Source organism: Sphingomonas pituitosa NBRC 102491 (assembly GCF_001598435.1).
Lineage (GTDB): Bacteria > Pseudomonadota > Alphaproteobacteria > Sphingomonadales > Sphingomonadaceae > Sphingomonas > Sphingomonas pituitosa.
This window is the reverse complement of the sequence record NZ_BCYY01000021.1, coordinates 1-14,102: the sequence shown is the minus strand read 5'-3', so window position 1 is coordinate 14,102 and position 14,102 is coordinate 1. Positions and strand designations below refer to the sequence as shown.

At 69.2% G+C, this 14,102-nt stretch carries 16 protein-coding genes; 7 read left to right on the top strand and 9 right to left on the bottom strand.

The features are described 5' to 3' along the window. Position 1 precedes the first annotated feature (1 nt). The 3 genes from SPI01S_RS16245 to SPI01S_RS16235 all read right to left on the bottom strand — a co-directional run bounded on the left by SPI01S_RS16245 (position 2) and on the right by SPI01S_RS16235 (position 3,797). A complete protein-coding gene (locus SPI01S_RS16245) occupies positions 2-1,732 on the bottom strand; it encodes a heparinase II/III family protein (protein ID WP_066724909.1) in 1,731 nt (576 codons plus the stop codon). Further along, positions 1,729-2,385 (bottom strand): ribulose-phosphate 3-epimerase, encoded by a 657-nt coding sequence (gene rpe / locus SPI01S_RS16240; RefSeq protein ID WP_066724900.1) that lies wholly within the window; start codon positions 2,383-2,385, stop codon positions 1,729-1,731. The genes SPI01S_RS16245 and rpe overlap by 4 nt, the downstream gene beginning before the upstream one ends. A 131-nt stretch (positions 2,386-2,516) precedes the next feature. Further along, on the bottom strand, positions 2,517-3,797 hold the full coding sequence (locus SPI01S_RS16235; RefSeq protein ID WP_066724898.1) for an RsmB/NOP family class I SAM-dependent RNA methyltransferase: 1,281 nt from the start codon (positions 3,795-3,797) through the stop codon (positions 2,517-2,519). A gap of 113 nt (positions 3,798-3,910) precedes the next feature. Between SPI01S_RS16235 and SPI01S_RS21935 the strand changes: the two genes are divergently transcribed. Beyond that, a complete protein-coding gene (locus tag SPI01S_RS21935; RefSeq protein ID WP_084253520.1) occupies positions 3,911-4,072 on the top strand; it encodes a DUF1674 domain-containing protein in 162 nt (53 codons plus the stop codon). A 323-nt stretch (positions 4,073-4,395) separates the two neighbouring features. Here SPI01S_RS21935 and msrA read toward each other — a convergent pair whose 3' ends face one another. Genes msrA through pabB form a run of 3 tightly spaced genes read right to left on the bottom strand, consistent with a single transcriptional unit; the run spans position 4,396 to position 8,121 of the window. Further along, on the bottom strand, positions 4,396-5,073 hold the full coding sequence (msrA, locus tag SPI01S_RS16230; RefSeq protein WP_066724897.1) for a peptide-methionine (S)-S-oxide reductase MsrA: 678 nt from the start codon (positions 5,071-5,073) through the stop codon (positions 4,396-4,398). Positions 5,074-5,117: 44 nt separating this feature from the next. Then, positions 5,118-6,317, bottom strand: a complete 1,200-nt coding sequence (locus tag SPI01S_RS16225) for a pyridoxal phosphate-dependent aminotransferase (RefSeq protein WP_066724895.1) — start codon at positions 6,315-6,317, stop codon at positions 5,118-5,120. A 34-nt stretch (positions 6,318-6,351) separates the two neighbouring features. After that, entirely contained in the window at positions 6,352-8,121 is a 1,770-nt protein-coding gene (gene pabB, locus SPI01S_RS16220; RefSeq protein ID WP_066724892.1) for an aminodeoxychorismate synthase component I, read from the bottom strand. Positions 8,122-8,200: 79 nt separating this feature from the next. Here pabB and SPI01S_RS16215 point away from each other — a divergent pair, with 79 nt between their 5' ends. Beyond that, entirely contained in the window at positions 8,201-8,884 is a 684-nt protein-coding gene (locus SPI01S_RS16215; protein ID WP_066724890.1) for an MBL fold metallo-hydrolase, read from the top strand. Positions 8,885-8,949: 65 nt separating this feature from the next. On the opposite strand, the gene SPI01S_RS16210 is transcribed toward SPI01S_RS16215, so the two are convergent. Continuing rightward, positions 8,950-9,351, bottom strand: coding sequence for an MAPEG family protein (locus SPI01S_RS16210; protein ID WP_066724889.1), 402 nt, complete (start codon positions 9,349-9,351; stop codon positions 8,950-8,952). Positions 9,352-9,554: 203 nt separating this feature from the next. Here SPI01S_RS16210 and rpmF point away from each other — a divergent pair, with 203 nt between their 5' ends. From rpmF to SPI01S_RS16185, 5 genes are all read left to right on the top strand, one after another. Continuing rightward, a complete protein-coding gene (gene rpmF, locus SPI01S_RS16205) occupies positions 9,555-9,734 on the top strand; it encodes a 50S ribosomal protein L32 (RefSeq protein ID WP_064310610.1) in 180 nt (59 codons plus the stop codon). A gap of 29 nt (positions 9,735-9,763) precedes the next feature. Then, on the top strand, positions 9,764-10,795 hold the full coding sequence (plsX, locus tag SPI01S_RS16200) for a phosphate acyltransferase PlsX (protein ID WP_066724887.1): 1,032 nt from the start codon (positions 9,764-9,766) through the stop codon (positions 10,793-10,795). 21 nt (positions 10,796-10,816) lie between these two features. Further along, complete coding sequence (locus SPI01S_RS16195) at positions 10,817-11,788, top strand: beta-ketoacyl-ACP synthase III (protein ID WP_066724884.1); 972 nt, start codon at positions 10,817-10,819, stop codon at positions 11,786-11,788. 141 nt (positions 11,789-11,929) lie between these two features. Continuing rightward, complete coding sequence (locus SPI01S_RS16190; RefSeq protein ID WP_066724881.1) at positions 11,930-12,229, top strand: integration host factor subunit alpha; 300 nt, start codon at positions 11,930-11,932, stop codon at positions 12,227-12,229. Positions 12,230-12,236: 7 nt separating this feature from the next. Then, positions 12,237-12,566: a MerR family transcriptional regulator gene (locus tag SPI01S_RS16185; protein WP_066724878.1), complete on the top strand. Its 330-nt coding sequence runs from the start codon at positions 12,237-12,239 to the stop codon at positions 12,564-12,566. A 94-nt stretch (positions 12,567-12,660) separates the two neighbouring features. Here the strand turns inward: SPI01S_RS16185 and SPI01S_RS16180 are convergent, their stop codons facing one another. Together SPI01S_RS16180 and SPI01S_RS16175 are read right to left on the bottom strand one after the other, a co-directional pair. Then, positions 12,661-13,194 carry a SixA phosphatase family protein gene (locus SPI01S_RS16180; RefSeq protein ID WP_066724872.1) on the bottom strand — a complete coding sequence of 178 codons (534 nt, stop codon included), beginning with the start codon at positions 13,192-13,194 and terminating at the stop codon, positions 12,661-12,663. Beyond that, the coding region (locus SPI01S_RS16175; protein ID WP_281179446.1) for a helicase C-terminal domain-containing protein at positions 13,191-14,102 on the bottom strand (912 nt) is incomplete at its 5' end. The genes SPI01S_RS16180 and SPI01S_RS16175, both read right to left, overlap by 4 nt.

Here is a 14,102-nt window from a genome sequence, read left to right as displayed (position 1 = left end):
CCTATTTGGAGCGGTGGAATACCCAGTTCAGGCTGGCGCCGCCTGCCGGCGTCTCACCCTGGATCACCAGCTGCTGGGTGGCGTGCGGCCGCCCGCGCGCATCGATCCACAGGCTTTCTTCGATCGCCAGTGTGCCGCCCTTGGCGCGGAACTGCCAGAGCATGCCCGAGGGCGCGCGGAGGATCGCGCCGTGCCCATCGGCGGTGGGCGAGACCTCGACATGCGGCGCAAGGTGGAAGCGCAGCGCGAAAGCCGTCGAGTCAATGCGGCGCTTGCCGCCCGGGAGCAGCAGGTCCTCGCCGCGCAGGTCGCGCCCGTCGTGCGACAGGGTCAGTTCGCGGCGGTGGAGCAGGCCGAAGCGGCGGACATAGCCGTCATGCGCCGCCTCGATCCGGCTGGCGTTCTCGGTCTCGTGCCGCACCAGCTCGACTTCGCTGACGCCGCGGCCGAGCGTGCCATCGGCGTGGATCGCGGTCGAGTTGCTGTCGCCCAGCACCAGCGTGGAATGCGCGGCGGTGGTGCGCAGGCCCTGGACCAGCTCGGCGGGCAGCCGGGCATCGGCGGCGCGGCTGCCGCCGCAATTGACGACGATTCGGTCGGGGCCGTCGGAAAGCTCGAAGGCGAGGGTGGAGGCGCAGCCGGTCTGCGCCACCCTGGCGTCGGGCGGCGGCGCCGCGTCGAGGATCAGCACGGTGCCGGCGCAGGCGAGCCGCTGATAGCCCCAGTCGCGCGCCTGCTTGAGCGGGCGCGTGCGGACCCCCGTCGCCTCGATCGTTTGTGCGATCACCTCGCCGCTGATAGGGCCGCAGCCCTGCCAGCTGGAGAGCCCGCCATCGCCGTGGCACACGCCGAGCAGTGCCGCGACCATCCGGTTGAGCGCGCCGAGCACGAAGGTGGGCGGCTCGATGCGGCGGGCGGCATAGGTCTCGCACAGCAGGGTGATCAGCTGGATCGCGTCGAGCTGGCCGTCGGGCGAGCGGCCGACGGTGCCGCCATCTTCATAGACCGACGCCGTGATCGCGCGGTTGAGCCCTGCCTCGGCAAAGGCGCGGCGCGGATCACCGCCGGGCAGCACCAGCCCCGCCGCGACGAGGCCCGCCCAAGCGGCGAGCCGGGGAACGCCGACCGGCACCTTGTCGGCGCTGCGATCGAGATGGCGGGCACCGCGGGCCAGCGCGTGCATCACGCCCGAACGATAGACCTGGTCGGTCGACGACAGGATCAGCGGGGCGTGCGCCACCCAGGCCAGGATGCGCCGGCCGACCAGATCGGGACGCCAGGCGGGGTCTGCCACCTGCTCGCCATGCACCTTGAGCCAGCGGCGCATGATGTCTTCGGCGATCGGCGCGCCCTGCTGGCGGGTGGCGACGCTGGAAAGGTCGCGCAGCCAGGCAAAGCCCTGCAGGTGCTGGGTGAAGGCAGGCGACCCGTCCGGCCTGGCGAAATCGAGGCTCTCGATCGCGCGGACCTCGCCGCAGAGGCGCAGTTCGCCGTCCAGCAGGGCATTGCCGCGCTGCGGATCGCCGAAGAACGGATCGTCGGCGGCGGTGAGCAGCTTGAGCGGGTGCCGGCCCTTCAGCCGCATCGCGTAGAAGGGCGAGCGCCAGGCGAGGCGCTGGAAGCGATCGGCGATCCGGTCGGCGAGCGACAGGCCGCGATCGCCGCCCACCCGGATCAGCCGCTTGCCTTCCTCGACTCCGTCGGCGGCGGAGTCCGGCGCAGGCTCGGTCAAGCGCCGCGCAGCGCGGCGATATTGGCGGCGTACCGGCTCGGGCCGCCGGTAAAGGTCGCGGTGCCGGCGACCAGCGCATTGGCGCCGGCGGCGATCGCCTTGGGTGCGGTCTCGCGGTCGATGCCGCCATCCACCTCCAGGTCGATCGCCCGGCCGCTCGCCTCGATGCGGCGGCGCAGTTCGGTGATCTTGGGCAGCTGGCTCTCGAGGAACTTCTGCCCGCCGAAGCCGGGGTTGACGCTCATCACCAGGATCAGGTCGACCAGGTCCATCACATAGTCGATCGCATCGACCGGGGTGGACGGGTTGAGCACCACGCCGGCGCGCTTGCCCAGCGCCTTGATCGTCTGGAGCGTACGATGGAGGTGAGGCCCCGCCTCGGGGTGCACCGAGATCGTGTCGGCCCCGGCCTCGGCAAAGGCGGCGAGCATCGGGTCGACCGGCGTGATCATCAGATGCACGTCGAAATTCTTGGCCGAATGCGGGCGCAGCGCCTTCACCACCGCCGGGCCGATGGTGATGTTCGGCACGAAATGCCCGTCCATCACGTCGACATGGATCCAGTCGGCGCCGGCGGCGTCGATGGCGCGGACTTCCTCGCCGAGCCGCGCGAAATCGGCCGAGAGGATCGAGGGGGCGATGCGGACGGACATGATCTGTCTCCTAGGCAAGGGGCGAGTCGGGCGCAACCGGAGGGGCGGGCCGCGCACCGTTTGCGCACCCTTCTCCACAGCTTTATCCACAGGTTGCTGCACAGGCGGGACGAAGGGCCCCGCAGGTGCGATCAGCGGCGGCGGAAGCGGGCGATGAAGAAGCCATCGAGCCCGCTCTGCTCCGCCAGCATGCCCGGCAGGATGCGTACCGAGCCGTCGTCGCGCGGCGAAATGCCGGCGGGGAGTTCGTCCGCCGTGGCCGGCACCAGTTCGAACTCGGGATGCGCGGCGAGGAAGGGGGCGAGGTGGGCCTCGCCTTCCTTGGGTTCGAGCGAGCAGGTGGCGAACACCAGCGTGCCGCCCGGCTTCACCCAGGCGGCGGCGCGGTCGAGCAGCCTGGCCTGCAGCTCGGCCATCTCGGCGATCAACGAGGGGCGGACGCGGTGGAGCACGTCCGGATGGCGGCGGAAGATGCCGGTGGCGCTGCACGGCGCATCGAGCAGCACCGCGTCGGCCGGGGCGGCGGGGCTCCAGGTCAGCAGGTCGGCGGCGACGATCTGCGCCGAAAGCCCGGTGCGTTCCAGATTCTCGCGCAGGCGGGCCAGCCGGTTCTCGGCGACGTCGACCGCGGTCACCTGCCAGCCGGCGGCGGCGAGCTGGAGCGTCTTGCCGCCGGGTGCGGCGCAGAGGTCGAGCGCGGTGCCGGTGCCCGCACCGATCAGCCGGGCGGGGATCGAGGCGGCGAGGTCCTGCACCCACCAGTCGCCCTCGGCGAAACCGGGCAGATCGGGCACGCTGGTGCCCGGTTCGAGCCGGGCGTGGCGCGGGGCGAGGCTGGCGGCATCTTCCACCGTTACGCCATCGTTCTTCAGGCTAAGGTCGAGCGGCGGCGGTGTCGCGATGGCCTCGCACGCGGCCTGCACCATCGCGTCGCCCCAATGCGCCTGCCAGCGCAGCGCCACCGCGTCGGGGAGCATCGGCACGTCGGGCAGCGTCGCGTTGCCGCGCATCAGCGTGCCGAACACGCCGTGGACCAGCTTGCGCGGGCCGCCATCGACCAGCGGCAGCACCGTCGAGATCGCGGCATGGCCGGGGGTGCCGAGCGCAATCGCCTGGACCAGCGCGATGCGCAGCGCGAAGCGGGCCTTGGCGTCGTCGGGCAGGCGCTGCCGGGTGGCGGAATCGATCAGCGCGTCGAGATCGGGCAGCCGACGCAGCGCCTCCGCGGCGATGGCATGGGCGAGACCGCGGTCGTTGGGGGCGAGGCCCTGTGCGGCGGAATCGAGCGCCTGTTCCAGCGCGAGGCCGCGACGGAGCACCGCGTCGAGCAATCGGAGCGCGGCGCGGCGCGCGGGGACGCCGGGGGCGTCCGGCTCGCGCTCGGCGGGGCGGCGGGTGGTCGGACGGGCCATGCTCAGCGCGCTCCCATCGAAAGTTCTGCCCGTGCGTGCGCTACCCAACCGTTCACTTGACCATGCTCCTTTGGCGGCCGACATGGGCCGGGCAACCAAGGAAGGCAATCCCGATGGGCAAGCGACCCGCGCATGTGACGCCGCCGGCATATCTCTCGAAGAGCCCGCCGGTACCCAAGCCCGAACCGATGCAGCGGCCGGAAAAGGACCCGCTGGCCAAGGATCCGGTGCGCTATGGCGACTGGGAGCTGAAGGGCATCGCGATCGATTTTTGAGCGCCGCCCGGATCGCTAAGTTTAGGAAGTTTAGGCGCGTGCGGGTTTTCGCGGGGCCGAAATTTATGAAGTTTAGGCGCTCGGCCTTTTTTGCACCCCAAACCATCGGAACGCGTGCGGCAGAGCTTCTCGCTATCCAGGCACCGTCATCCCGGCGAAAGCCGGGAACCATTCGGCACCCGGTGCGAGCACGAGCCGCTGCGTAGACCCCAATGGATCCCGGCTTTTGCCGGGATGACGGCTGTGGGGAGAGCAACGTGGATCCAGCACTTCAAAGAGCCCGCCGAACATAGCGGGACATTGCCTGTAGGACCGCCGCCCGATCAGTGTGCCAGCTGCGGGTAGGTCGAGCGGAACGCCGCCACCTTGGGCTGGTCCCAGCGCATGATGTAGGGGTGCGTCGGGTGCCGCCAGAAGAAGTCCTGGTGATATTCCTCGGCAGGGTAGAAGCCGCCGGTCTCCAGCTTCGTCGTGATCGGCTTGGCGAACGCCTTGGCCTGGGTGAGCTGGGCGATATACGCCCCGGCGACCCGGCGCTGCTCGGCAGTCTGCGGGAAGATCGCGCTGCGATAGCTGGGGCCGCGATCCGGGCCCTGGCCGCCCTTCTGGGTGGGGTCGTGCGCCACCGAGAAGAAGACGCGGAGCAGCGTGCCGTAGCTAACCCGGGTCGGGTCGTAGACGACCTTCACCGCTTCGGCATGGCCCGTCTTCTCGCCCTTGACCTGGTCGTAGGTGGCAGTGCCCGCCGTGCCGCCGGCATAGCCGTTGGTCACCGAGTGGACGCCCTTCACCGACTGGAACACCGCTTCCATGCCCCAGAAGCAGCCGCCGGCGAACACTGCCGTCTGCGGCTTCTTCGCCTTGGCGACGTCGACCGCAGGCGGCGGCACCGCGACCGCGGTCACCTTCTCGATGCGCAGGCCGCCGGCCGCGATCAGCAGGAACGCGCCGCCGGCAAGCGCGGCAAGGGAGAGCGGGAGCTTCAACGTGCTACGGGTCATGCGAACCCCAATATAAGAGCGACGCAGCTCCCGCCCAATCCCGATCAGCGCAGGTCGGCGCAGGCCGTCTGGATGCGGGTGCAGGCTTCGCGGAGCAGCGCCTCGGACGTCGCATAGCTGATCCGCATCGCCGGCGACAGGCCGAACGCAGCACCGTGCACCGCCGCCACGCGGGCGTCGTCGAGGAAATAGCCGATCATGTCCTCGTCGGTGGCGATCACCTTGCCCTTGGGCGTGGTCTTGCCGATCAGCGCGCTGAACTCGGGATAGACGTAGAAGGCGCCCTCGGGCGTCGGGCAGGTCATGCCGTCGATGTCGTTGAGCATGGAGACGACGAGGTCGCGGCGCGTCTGGAAGGCGGCGGCGCGGTCCTTGAGGAAGCTCTGGTCGCCGGAGAGCGCCGCGACGGCGGCCGCCTGGGCGATCGAGCAGGGGTTCGAGGTCGACTGCGACTGGAGCTTGGCGATCGCCTTGATCAGCGGCGCCGGGCCGCCGGCGAAGCCGATCCGCCAGCCGGTCATCGCATAGGCCTTGGAGCAGCCGTTGACGGTGAGCGTGCGCTCGTAGAGCGACGGGCAGACCTGCGCGATCGTGGCGAATTCGAAGCCGTCGTACAGGATGTGCTCGTACATGTCGTCGGCGAACACCCAGACGTGCGGGTGGCGTTCGATCACTTCGCCCAGCGCCTTCAGCTCGGCGGCCGAATAGGCGGCGCCGGTGGGGTTGGACGGCGAGTTGAGGATCACCCACTTGGTCCTGGGCGTGATCGCCGCTTCGAGCTGGGCGGGGGTGATCTTGTAGGCCTGGTCGGCACCGGCGGCGATGAACACCGGGGTGCCGCCCGCGAACTGAACTACGTCAGGATAGCTGACCCAATAGGGGGCGGGGATGATCACCTCGTCGCCGGCTTCCACCGTCGCGACGATCGCGTTGAACAGCGTGTGCTTGCCGCCGACGTTGATCGTCACCTGGGCGGGGGTATAGTCCAAGCCGTTGTCGCGCTTGAACTTTTCGATCACCGCGGCCTTCAGTTCAGGCGTGCCGTCGACATTGGTGTACTTGGTCTTGCCGTCGCGGATCGCCTGAATCGCGGCTTCCTTGACGAAATCGGGCGTGTCGAAATCGGGTTCGCCGGCGCCCAGGCCGATCACGTCGACGCCGGCACGCTTCAGCTCGAACACGCGGCTGGTCATGGCGAGCGTGGCGGAGGGCTGGATGCGCTGGAGCGCGGCGGAAGTCTGCATGAGTCTGGACGCCTTTTCCGGGAAAGATGCGCGCCTATAGGTCCGCTTCGGCGCCTTCCGCAACTGTAACGGCTGCAACCAGTCCACGCAGCGCGTTGCCGAGCAGGAATCCGCCGGCGAGATCCGCCGGTCGGAGATCGCCTTCGACCGCCCGGCCGGTGGCGAGCAGTTCGGCGCGGAGCACGCCGGGAAGCAGGCCGCGCGACAGCGGCGGTGTCACCAGCACGCCGTCCCGCTCGACGAACAGCGCGGTGAAGCTGCCTTCGGTGCAATAGCCCTCCGCATCGGTGAACACGACCTCCCAGGTGCCGGCGGCGCGCCGGGGGGTGTCGTAGACCGACCGGCGGGTGGTCTTGTGTGCCAGGCGGAAATCGTTCGCGGGCACGGAATGGGGCACGATCCGGACCTTTATCGGCTCGGGTGGCGGGGCAGGGAGCGGCCCGATGCCAATCGCCACCGCCCCGGAAGGCCCGAGCAGCAGCCGTACCTTCGCCGCGTCGCGCAGTCGGAAAGTGGCGGCCTGGAGCTCGTTGCGGACGACATGGCGGTCGAACGGGAAGCCGAAGATCTCGGCGCTCCCCCGGATGCGCTCGAGATGGCGCTCGAGCAGCAGGATCCCGTCCTCGGGATCGAAGCGCATCGTCTCGATCAGGTCGAAGCCGTGCTCGCCGGCGGTCACGAACGCCCCCTTGGCGAGGCACTCCGCCCATTCGCTCGCAGCATTCGAATCGGCGACGACGCCGGAGCCGAGGCCAAGCGTCGCGCATCCCGCGGCGTCGACGGCCAGGGTACGAATGGCGACGTTGAATTCGGCACTGCCATCGGCGTCGATCCTCCCTATCGAGCCCGTATAGACGCGGCGGGCGTCGGGTTCGACTTCGGCGATCACCTGCATTGCACGGATCTTCGGCGCGCCGGTCACCGAACCGCAGGGGAACAACGCCGCGAGCGCGTCGACGGCTCCCAGCCCCTCGGCAAGGCGGGCGGTGATCGTCGAGGTCATCTGGTGGACCGTGGGATAGGTCTCGACGTGGAACAGCTGCGGCACCGCGACGCTACCGGCGCGTGCCACGCGGCCGAGATCGTTGCGCATCAGATCGACGATCATCAGGTTTTCGGCGCGCTGCTTGGGATCTTCGGCAAGCCCGTGGGCGAGTGCCGCGTCGACGGCGGGGTCGGCGTCGCGGTGCGTCGTGCCCTTCATCGGGCGGGCGGTGAGGGTGCCGTCCTCCAGCGTGAAGAACAGTTCGGGGGAAAGGCTGAGCAGCCATTGCTCGCCGGTGGCGACCAGCGCGCCGTGCCCGGCCGCCGATCGGGCGCGGAGCAGCGCATACAGCGCGGCCGGATGACCCGCGATCGGCACTGCGGCACGGAAGGTGAGGTTGGCCTGATAGATGTCGCCGGCTTCTATATAGGCGCGCGCGCGAGCGAAGGCGGCATCGTAGGCAGCGCGGTCGAGCAGCGGGCGGGGGCGGCCGGCCCAGGCGCCGGCGGGTTCGGGCAGCAGGGCAGGGACCGCGTCCCCGGCAAGCCGCTGGTGGCCGCGGAACAGGCCGAACCAGAGCAGGGGGCCGTCCGCATCGCGCGCCGGGGCGGCGGGTTCGAGCGCAGCGCCCGCCTCATAGGCGAGCCAGCCGGCGCTATCGAGCCCTTCGGCGCGGGCGGCGCGCAGGCGGTTCAGCGCGGGCGCGATCTCGTCCGGACGGTACGCGACGAGGGTTTCGACGGGATTCGTATAAAGCCGCGCGCCGCGGCCGTCGGCGCGCGCGTCGTCGAGCAGGACGAAGGGAGGACGCAATACCATCAGCCCGCTGGAATGCAGAGGCTGCGCTCGGAGAGCAAGCCTTGGTTGCCGCGCGCGCCCGCGCGCGGTAGCGAGAGCCATGGCGAACCCCGATCCCAACGCTGCCCAGCCGCCGCTCCGCGCGGCGATCGTGCCCGTCACGCCGCTCCAGCAGAATTGCACCCTGCTCTGGTGCACGAAGACGATGCGCGGCGCGTTCGTCGATCCGGGCGGCGATCTCGACCGGCTGCGCGCCGCGGCGACCCAGCACGGCGTGACGATCGAGAAGCTGCTGATCACCCACGGCCATATCGATCATTGCGGCTCCGCGGGCATCTTCGCCGAGGAGCTGGGCGTGCCGATCGAAGGCCCGCACGAGGCCGATCGCTACTGGATCGCGCGGCTCGAGGACGACGGCCGCGCCTATCGCGTGCCCGGCAAGCCGTTCGAACCGGATCGCTGGCTGGTTCAGGGCGACCAGGTGACGGTGGGCGAGCTGGTGCTCGACGTCTATCACTGCCCGGGCCACACGCCCGGACATGTCGTGTTCCACCATCCCGAATCGCAGCTGGCGATCGTCGGCGACGTGCTGTTCCAGGGATCGATCGGGCGGACCGACTTCCCCTTGGGCAACCACCAGGACCTGATCGACGCGATCACCACCCGGCTCTGGCCGCTGGGGGATGAGACGGTGTTCGTCCCCGGCCACGGCCAGCCGAGCAATTTCGGCCAGGAGCGGCGCACCAACCCGTTCGTCGCCGACTCGGTGCTCGCGAGGGCCTGAGCGAATCCTCCGCTCCTTTGTGCGTCATCCCGGCGGAAGCCGGGATGACGGGGTGGGGGCGGGAATCAGTGGAGCGGGTTCGAGCCCGTATAGCCGAGCCACGCGGCATAGAGGCCGAGCCCGGCGAGGACCAGGAAGGTGATGAGCGCGCCGATCTCGCGGCCGCGCCGCCAGCCGTCCATCCCGAAGCCGTGCAGCACGCGGCCGAGCAGATACACGGCGGCGATGACCCACAGATAGAATCGCGTGCCCTGGGCCAGCTCGATCAGGCCGATCAGGATCAGCACGAAGGGGGTGTATTCGACGAAGTTCATCTGCGCGCGCATGCGCGCGAGGAGTCGCGGGCTGCCGCCGTCGCCGGTCAGGATCTTTTCGGCATGGCGCAGCTGGATGACGCGAATCGCCAGCCACAGATTGATCAGCGCCGCAGCGCCCGCGCTGGTGAGTGCAACCGGCAGAAAAAACATCGGGTCCCCCGTTCAAACAAGGCGAAAACCCCTGCCACGCGCGGCTTCTGCTTGCAACGTGGACGAGAATCGCTATACGCGCGGGCTCGCTTCGTGACCTGCCTGCTGGTCCGGCGAGCGGCCGGCCTAGCCGTCGCTTGCCCGAATGACCCTGTGGGCGTATCGCGACTTTATTGATTCTATAGCTTGTTGAAGGTGCCGACATGGCCGTCCCTAAGAGAAAGACCTCGCCGTCGAAGCGCGGCATGCGTCGGTCGCACGATTCGCTGACCGTCGAATCGTTCCAGGAGTGCCCGAACTGCGGCGAACTCAAGCGTCCGCACAACCTGTGCAACGCGTGCGGCCACTATAACGGCCGCGAAATCGTTTCGGTCGAGGGCTGAACGACGTTCCGCAACGGGGGGTTGCCGGTATGACTGTTCCCTCGCGGATCGCCGTCGATGCAATGGGCGGCGACGAGGGGGTCGCCGTCATGCTCGCCGGCGCTGCACGTGCACGTCGCCGCTTCGAGGGGATGGAGTTCCTTCTCGTCGGCGACGAGTCGCGCATTCGTGACGGCCTGAAGGCGCATCCCAATCTGGCAGCCGCGTGCGAGATCGTCCACGCGGCCGAAGTCGTTGCGGCCGATGCCAAGCCGAGCCAGGCGATTCGCCGCGCCAAGACCACGTCGATGGGCATTGCCATCGATCTGGTGAAGCAGGGCCGTGCGGGTGCCGCGGTCTCCTCGGGCAATACCGGCGCCTTGATGGCGATGGCCAAGCTGTCGCTCCGCACCATGGCGGGGATCGACCGGCCGGCGCTCGCCGCGCTGCTGCCGTCGCTGGGTGCCAACGACACGGTGATGCTCGATCTCGGCGCCAATACCGAGGTGGACCAGCGGAATCTCGTGCAGTTCGCGGTGATGGGTGCCGCCTATGCGCGCACCGCGCTCGATCTCGCGCGCCCGCGCGTGGCGCTGCTCAACATCGGCACCGAAGAGATGAAGGGCACGGACAGCATCCGCGACGCCGCGGCCCAGCTGCGCGCGGCCAAGCACCTGCCGCTCGAATTCACCGGCTTCATCGAAGGCAACCGGCTGTCGCGCGGCGATGTCGACGTGATCGTGTGCGACGGTTTCTCGGGCAACATCGCGCTCAAGACGGCGGAAGGCACCGCCCGCTTCGTGGCGGATTTGCTGCGCCGGGCGTTCAGCAGCTCGCTGCGTTCCAAGCTGGGCTTCCTCATTTCGAAGCCTGCGACCGAGCTGCTGCGCCACCATCTCGACCCGAACAACCATAATGGTGCCGTTTTCCTCGGGCTGAACGGCATCGTCGTGAAGAGTCACGGCGGCGCGAACGAACTCGGCGTGGATACCGCGATCGGCTTCGCCGCCAAGATGGTGCGCGACGACCTGACCCGGCGTATTGCCGAGGATCTGGGGAACTTCGAGGCCAAGGCCGCGTAAGAGACGGGAAGAAGGGGTCGCATGACCGTACGTTCGGTGATTCTCGGCACGGGCTCGGCCCTGCCGGCACAGCGTGTTTCCAACGCGGAGCTGGCGGAGCGCGTCGATACCAGCGACGAATGGATCGTCGAGCGGACCGGCATCCGCTTTCGCCACATCGCCGGGCCGGAGGAGACGACCGGCACGCTCGCCGCCGATGCGGCGCGGGCGGCACTCGAATCGGCCGGGATCGCCGCGAGCGAGATCGACCTGATCGTGCTCGCCACCGCCACCCCCGACCAGACCTTCCCCGCCACCGCGACGCGCGTGCAGAACGCGCTCGGCATCCTTGACTGCGTCGCGTTCGACGTGGCGGCGGTGTGCTCGGGCTTTCTCTATGCGGTGCAGGTCGCCGATTCGATGCTTCGCGCCGGCGTGCATCGCCGGGCGCTGGTGATCGGCGCCGAGACGTTCAGCCGCATCCTCGACTGGGAAGACCGCACCACCTGCGTGCTGTTCGGCGACGGCGCCGGCGCGATCGTGCTCGAGGCGCAGGACACGGACGGTGATGCGCCGCAGGGCATCCTTGCCACCAAGCTCCACGCCGACGGCCGCTACAACGATCTGCTCTATGTCGATGGCGGCGTGTCGACCACCGGCACCGTCGGCAAGCTGCGGATGAAGGGGCGCGAGGTGTTCCGCCACGCTGTGACCAACCTCGCCTCGGTGATGCAGGAATCGCTCGCTGCAGCAGGTCTGCAGCCCGGCGACGTAGATTGGGTGGTGCCGCACCAGGCCAATGCGCGCATCCTGGACGCGACCGCGCGCAAGCTGGACCTGGCGCCGGAGAAGGTGATCGTCACCGTCGACCGGCACGCCAACACCTCGGCGGCATCGGTGCCGCTCGCGCTCGATGCTGCGGTGCGGGACGGTCGGATCCGGCGCGGCGACCTACTCGTTTTGGAAGCCATGGGTGGCGGGTTCACCTGGGGTGCAGCCGTCGTCCGCTTCTAGGCGTTCTTCCGGTATCCCCATTTTGGACCAGATACGTGTTTTTCCAGAATATGTCTGAGGCGTTACTGGCGCTTCAACATCAATCTTGATAGCGCGTAACAATCTGATACGGGTACCTAAGTGCACGAAAGGAATTGCTGAATGACGGCTGCGGGAACGCTGACCAGGGCAGACTTGGCCGAGTCGCTGCATCGCGAAGTGGGGCTGTCGCGCGCCGACGCGTCGCGGATCGTCGAACAGATCCTGAAGCACATGTGCGAGGCACTGGCCAAGGGCGAGAACGTCAAGATCTCGGGCTTCGGCAGCTTCGTGCTGCGGGACAAGGGCGAGCGGGTCGGCCGCAATCCCAAGACGGGCGTGGAGGTGCCCATCGCACCCCGCCGCGTGCTCACCTTCCGTGCCAGCCAGATGATGCGTGACCGCATCGTCTCAGCTCGCTGAGGTCCCGATGTCGGCGACCGAGAAGGCCGCCGGCGCGTTGCGGACCATAGGTGAGCTCGCCGCTGAAATCGGCAGGCCGCAGCATATCTTGCGCTATTGGGAAACCCGGTTTCCCCAGCTGAAGCCACTCACCCGTGCGGGCAACCGCCGGTATTATCGACCCGATGACGTGGCGCTCGTGCGCCGCATCCATCACCTCCTCAGCGAAGAGGGCTACACCATCCGCGGCGTGCAACGGCTGCTGGCGGAGGAAAAGGCGGCGCGCGGCAGGAACCGCACCGCAGAACTGCAGACGATCCGGGATTCGCTGGCGCAGGCGCTGGCCGAAGATCGCTGATCGCAGCCGGGGCGAGGGTGGGGCGGGTCCCGACCCTCGCCCCGGCGATCAACGCGAAAGGCACGGCGGTGCCCGAGGCGATATGGCCCGTGCGTCAGGCGTCGGGGCCGAGACTGGGGTCCAGATCGCGCGGCCGGACGAAGCGGACCAGCTCGGCGTTCGCGCCCGATGCCTCGGCCCAATGCACGATGTCGAAACGCAGCTCAGCGAGGGTTGCGGTGGGAAATTTCTGCTCCGCCGCGTCGCGTAGCGGGCTGGGCGTGCGAACCCGGTCCAGCACCAGTTCCTCCAGCCCGGGATTGTGTCCGGAGAGCAGCACCGTGTCGGCACCGTCGGACAGGCCCTCGATCGCGTCGAGCAGCGTGCCGAGCGAGGCGAGATACAGCTTCTGGTCCCAGGCGGGCTCGATCGCTGCGCCAAGTCCGTGGGACACCTGCGCCAGCGTTTCCCGTACGCGGACCGCTGGGGAGGCGATGGCGTGATCGAAGCGCAGGCCCTGGTCGCGCAGATAGCGGCCCATCGCCACGGCAGCCCGCTGGCCCTTGGGATTGAGCGGCCGATCGAAATCGCGGGCGACCGGATCGTCCCAACCGGACTTGGCGTGGCGGAGGACGAGAAGGGTCTTCATGCTTCCCCGAGATGAACGCTGGCGGTTTCGCCCGCGTCATGCCGCAAGCTTGGCCCCAAGGAAAGCTGAACCCGCTCAACCGCGGAATCGAGCGTGGTGCGGGTGATGCGCGTGCCTGGCGGAAACGCGTCGAGCAGGCGCGAGGGCGTGGCGGCAGACAGCAGCACGAAGGCGCCGCGATCGTCCGCCCGCCGGATCAACCGGCCGAACGCCTGGGCAAGCCGCGCGCGGACTATCCGGTCGTCATAGGCCGAACCGCCGCCGGCCAGCCGCCGCGCGGCGTGGAGCACGCTCGGCTTGGGCCAGGGCACGCCTTCCATCACCACCAGTCGCAGCGAATCGCCGGGCACATCGACTCCGTCGCGCAGCGCATCGGTGCCGATCAGCGAGGCGCGCGGATCGTCGCGGAAGATGTCGACGAGGGTGCCGGTGTCGATCGGGTCGACATGCTGGGCGAGCAGCGGCAGCCCGTCGCGCGCCAGCCGATCGGCGATGCGGGCATGGACCGCGCGGAGGCGCCGGATGGCGGTGAACAGGCCGAGCGTGCCGCCGCCCGCCGCGGCGATCAGCCGGGCATAGGCGTTGGCCAGCGCCGCCATGTCGCCGCGCTTCACGTCGGTGACGATCAGCACCTCGGCCTGGTTGGGATAGTCGAACGGGCTCTTCGCCTCGAAGCGCTGGGCGGGGCGGAGCAGATGGGTGCTGCCCGAGCGCGCCTCGGCCACGTCCCAGTCCCCGCCGGCGCGCAGCGTGGCGGAGGTGACGAGCACGCCGTGCGCGGGTTCGAGCACGGTCTTGGCAAGCGGACGCGAGGGGTCGAGCCAGTGGCGGTGCAGGCCGATATCGAACTCGCGCCCCTCGACGCGGTCGACCGCGAGCCAGTCGACATATTCCGGATCGGCGGGGCC

What these genes read in the sequence shown, in the direction of transcription:
- pabB (WP_066724892.1), bottom strand. Translation starts at nt 8,121, where the DNA reads ATGGTATTGCGTCCTCCCTTCGTCCTGCTCGACGACGCGCGCGCCGAC.
- rpmF (WP_064310610.1), top strand. Translation starts at nt 9,555, where the DNA reads ATGGCCGTCCCTAAGAGAAAGACCTCGCCGTCGAAGCGCGGCATGCGT.
- SPI01S_RS16180 (WP_066724872.1), bottom strand. Translation starts at nt 13,194, where the DNA reads ATGAAGACCCTTCTCGTCCTCCGCCACGCCAAGTCCGGTTGGGACGAT.
- SPI01S_RS16215 (WP_066724890.1), top strand. Translation starts at nt 8,201, where the DNA reads ATGGCGAACCCCGATCCCAACGCTGCCCAGCCGCCGCTCCGCGCGGCG.
- SPI01S_RS16185 (WP_066724878.1), top strand. Translation starts at nt 12,237, where the DNA reads ATGTCGGCGACCGAGAAGGCCGCCGGCGCGTTGCGGACCATAGGTGAG.
- SPI01S_RS16225 (WP_066724895.1), bottom strand. Translation starts at nt 6,317, where the DNA reads ATGCAGACTTCCGCCGCGCTCCAGCGCATCCAGCCCTCCGCCACGCTC.
- msrA (WP_066724897.1), bottom strand. Translation starts at nt 5,073, where the DNA reads ATGACCCGTAGCACGTTGAAGCTCCCGCTCTCCCTTGCCGCGCTTGCC.
- SPI01S_RS21935 (WP_084253520.1), top strand. Translation starts at nt 3,911, where the DNA reads ATGGGCAAGCGACCCGCGCATGTGACGCCGCCGGCATATCTCTCGAAG.
- SPI01S_RS16195 (WP_066724884.1), top strand. Translation starts at nt 10,817, where the DNA reads ATGACCGTACGTTCGGTGATTCTCGGCACGGGCTCGGCCCTGCCGGCA.
- rpe (WP_066724900.1), bottom strand. Translation starts at nt 2,385, where the DNA reads ATGTCCGTCCGCATCGCCCCCTCGATCCTCTCGGCCGATTTCGCGCGG.
- SPI01S_RS16235 (WP_066724898.1), bottom strand. Translation starts at nt 3,797, where the DNA reads ATGGCCCGTCCGACCACCCGCCGCCCCGCCGAGCGCGAGCCGGACGCC.
- SPI01S_RS16210 (WP_066724889.1), bottom strand. Translation starts at nt 9,351, where the DNA reads ATGTTTTTTCTGCCGGTTGCACTCACCAGCGCGGGCGCTGCGGCGCTG.
- SPI01S_RS16190 (WP_066724881.1), top strand. Translation starts at nt 11,930, where the DNA reads ATGACGGCTGCGGGAACGCTGACCAGGGCAGACTTGGCCGAGTCGCTG.
- plsX (WP_066724887.1), top strand. Translation starts at nt 9,764, where the DNA reads ATGACTGTTCCCTCGCGGATCGCCGTCGATGCAATGGGCGGCGACGAG.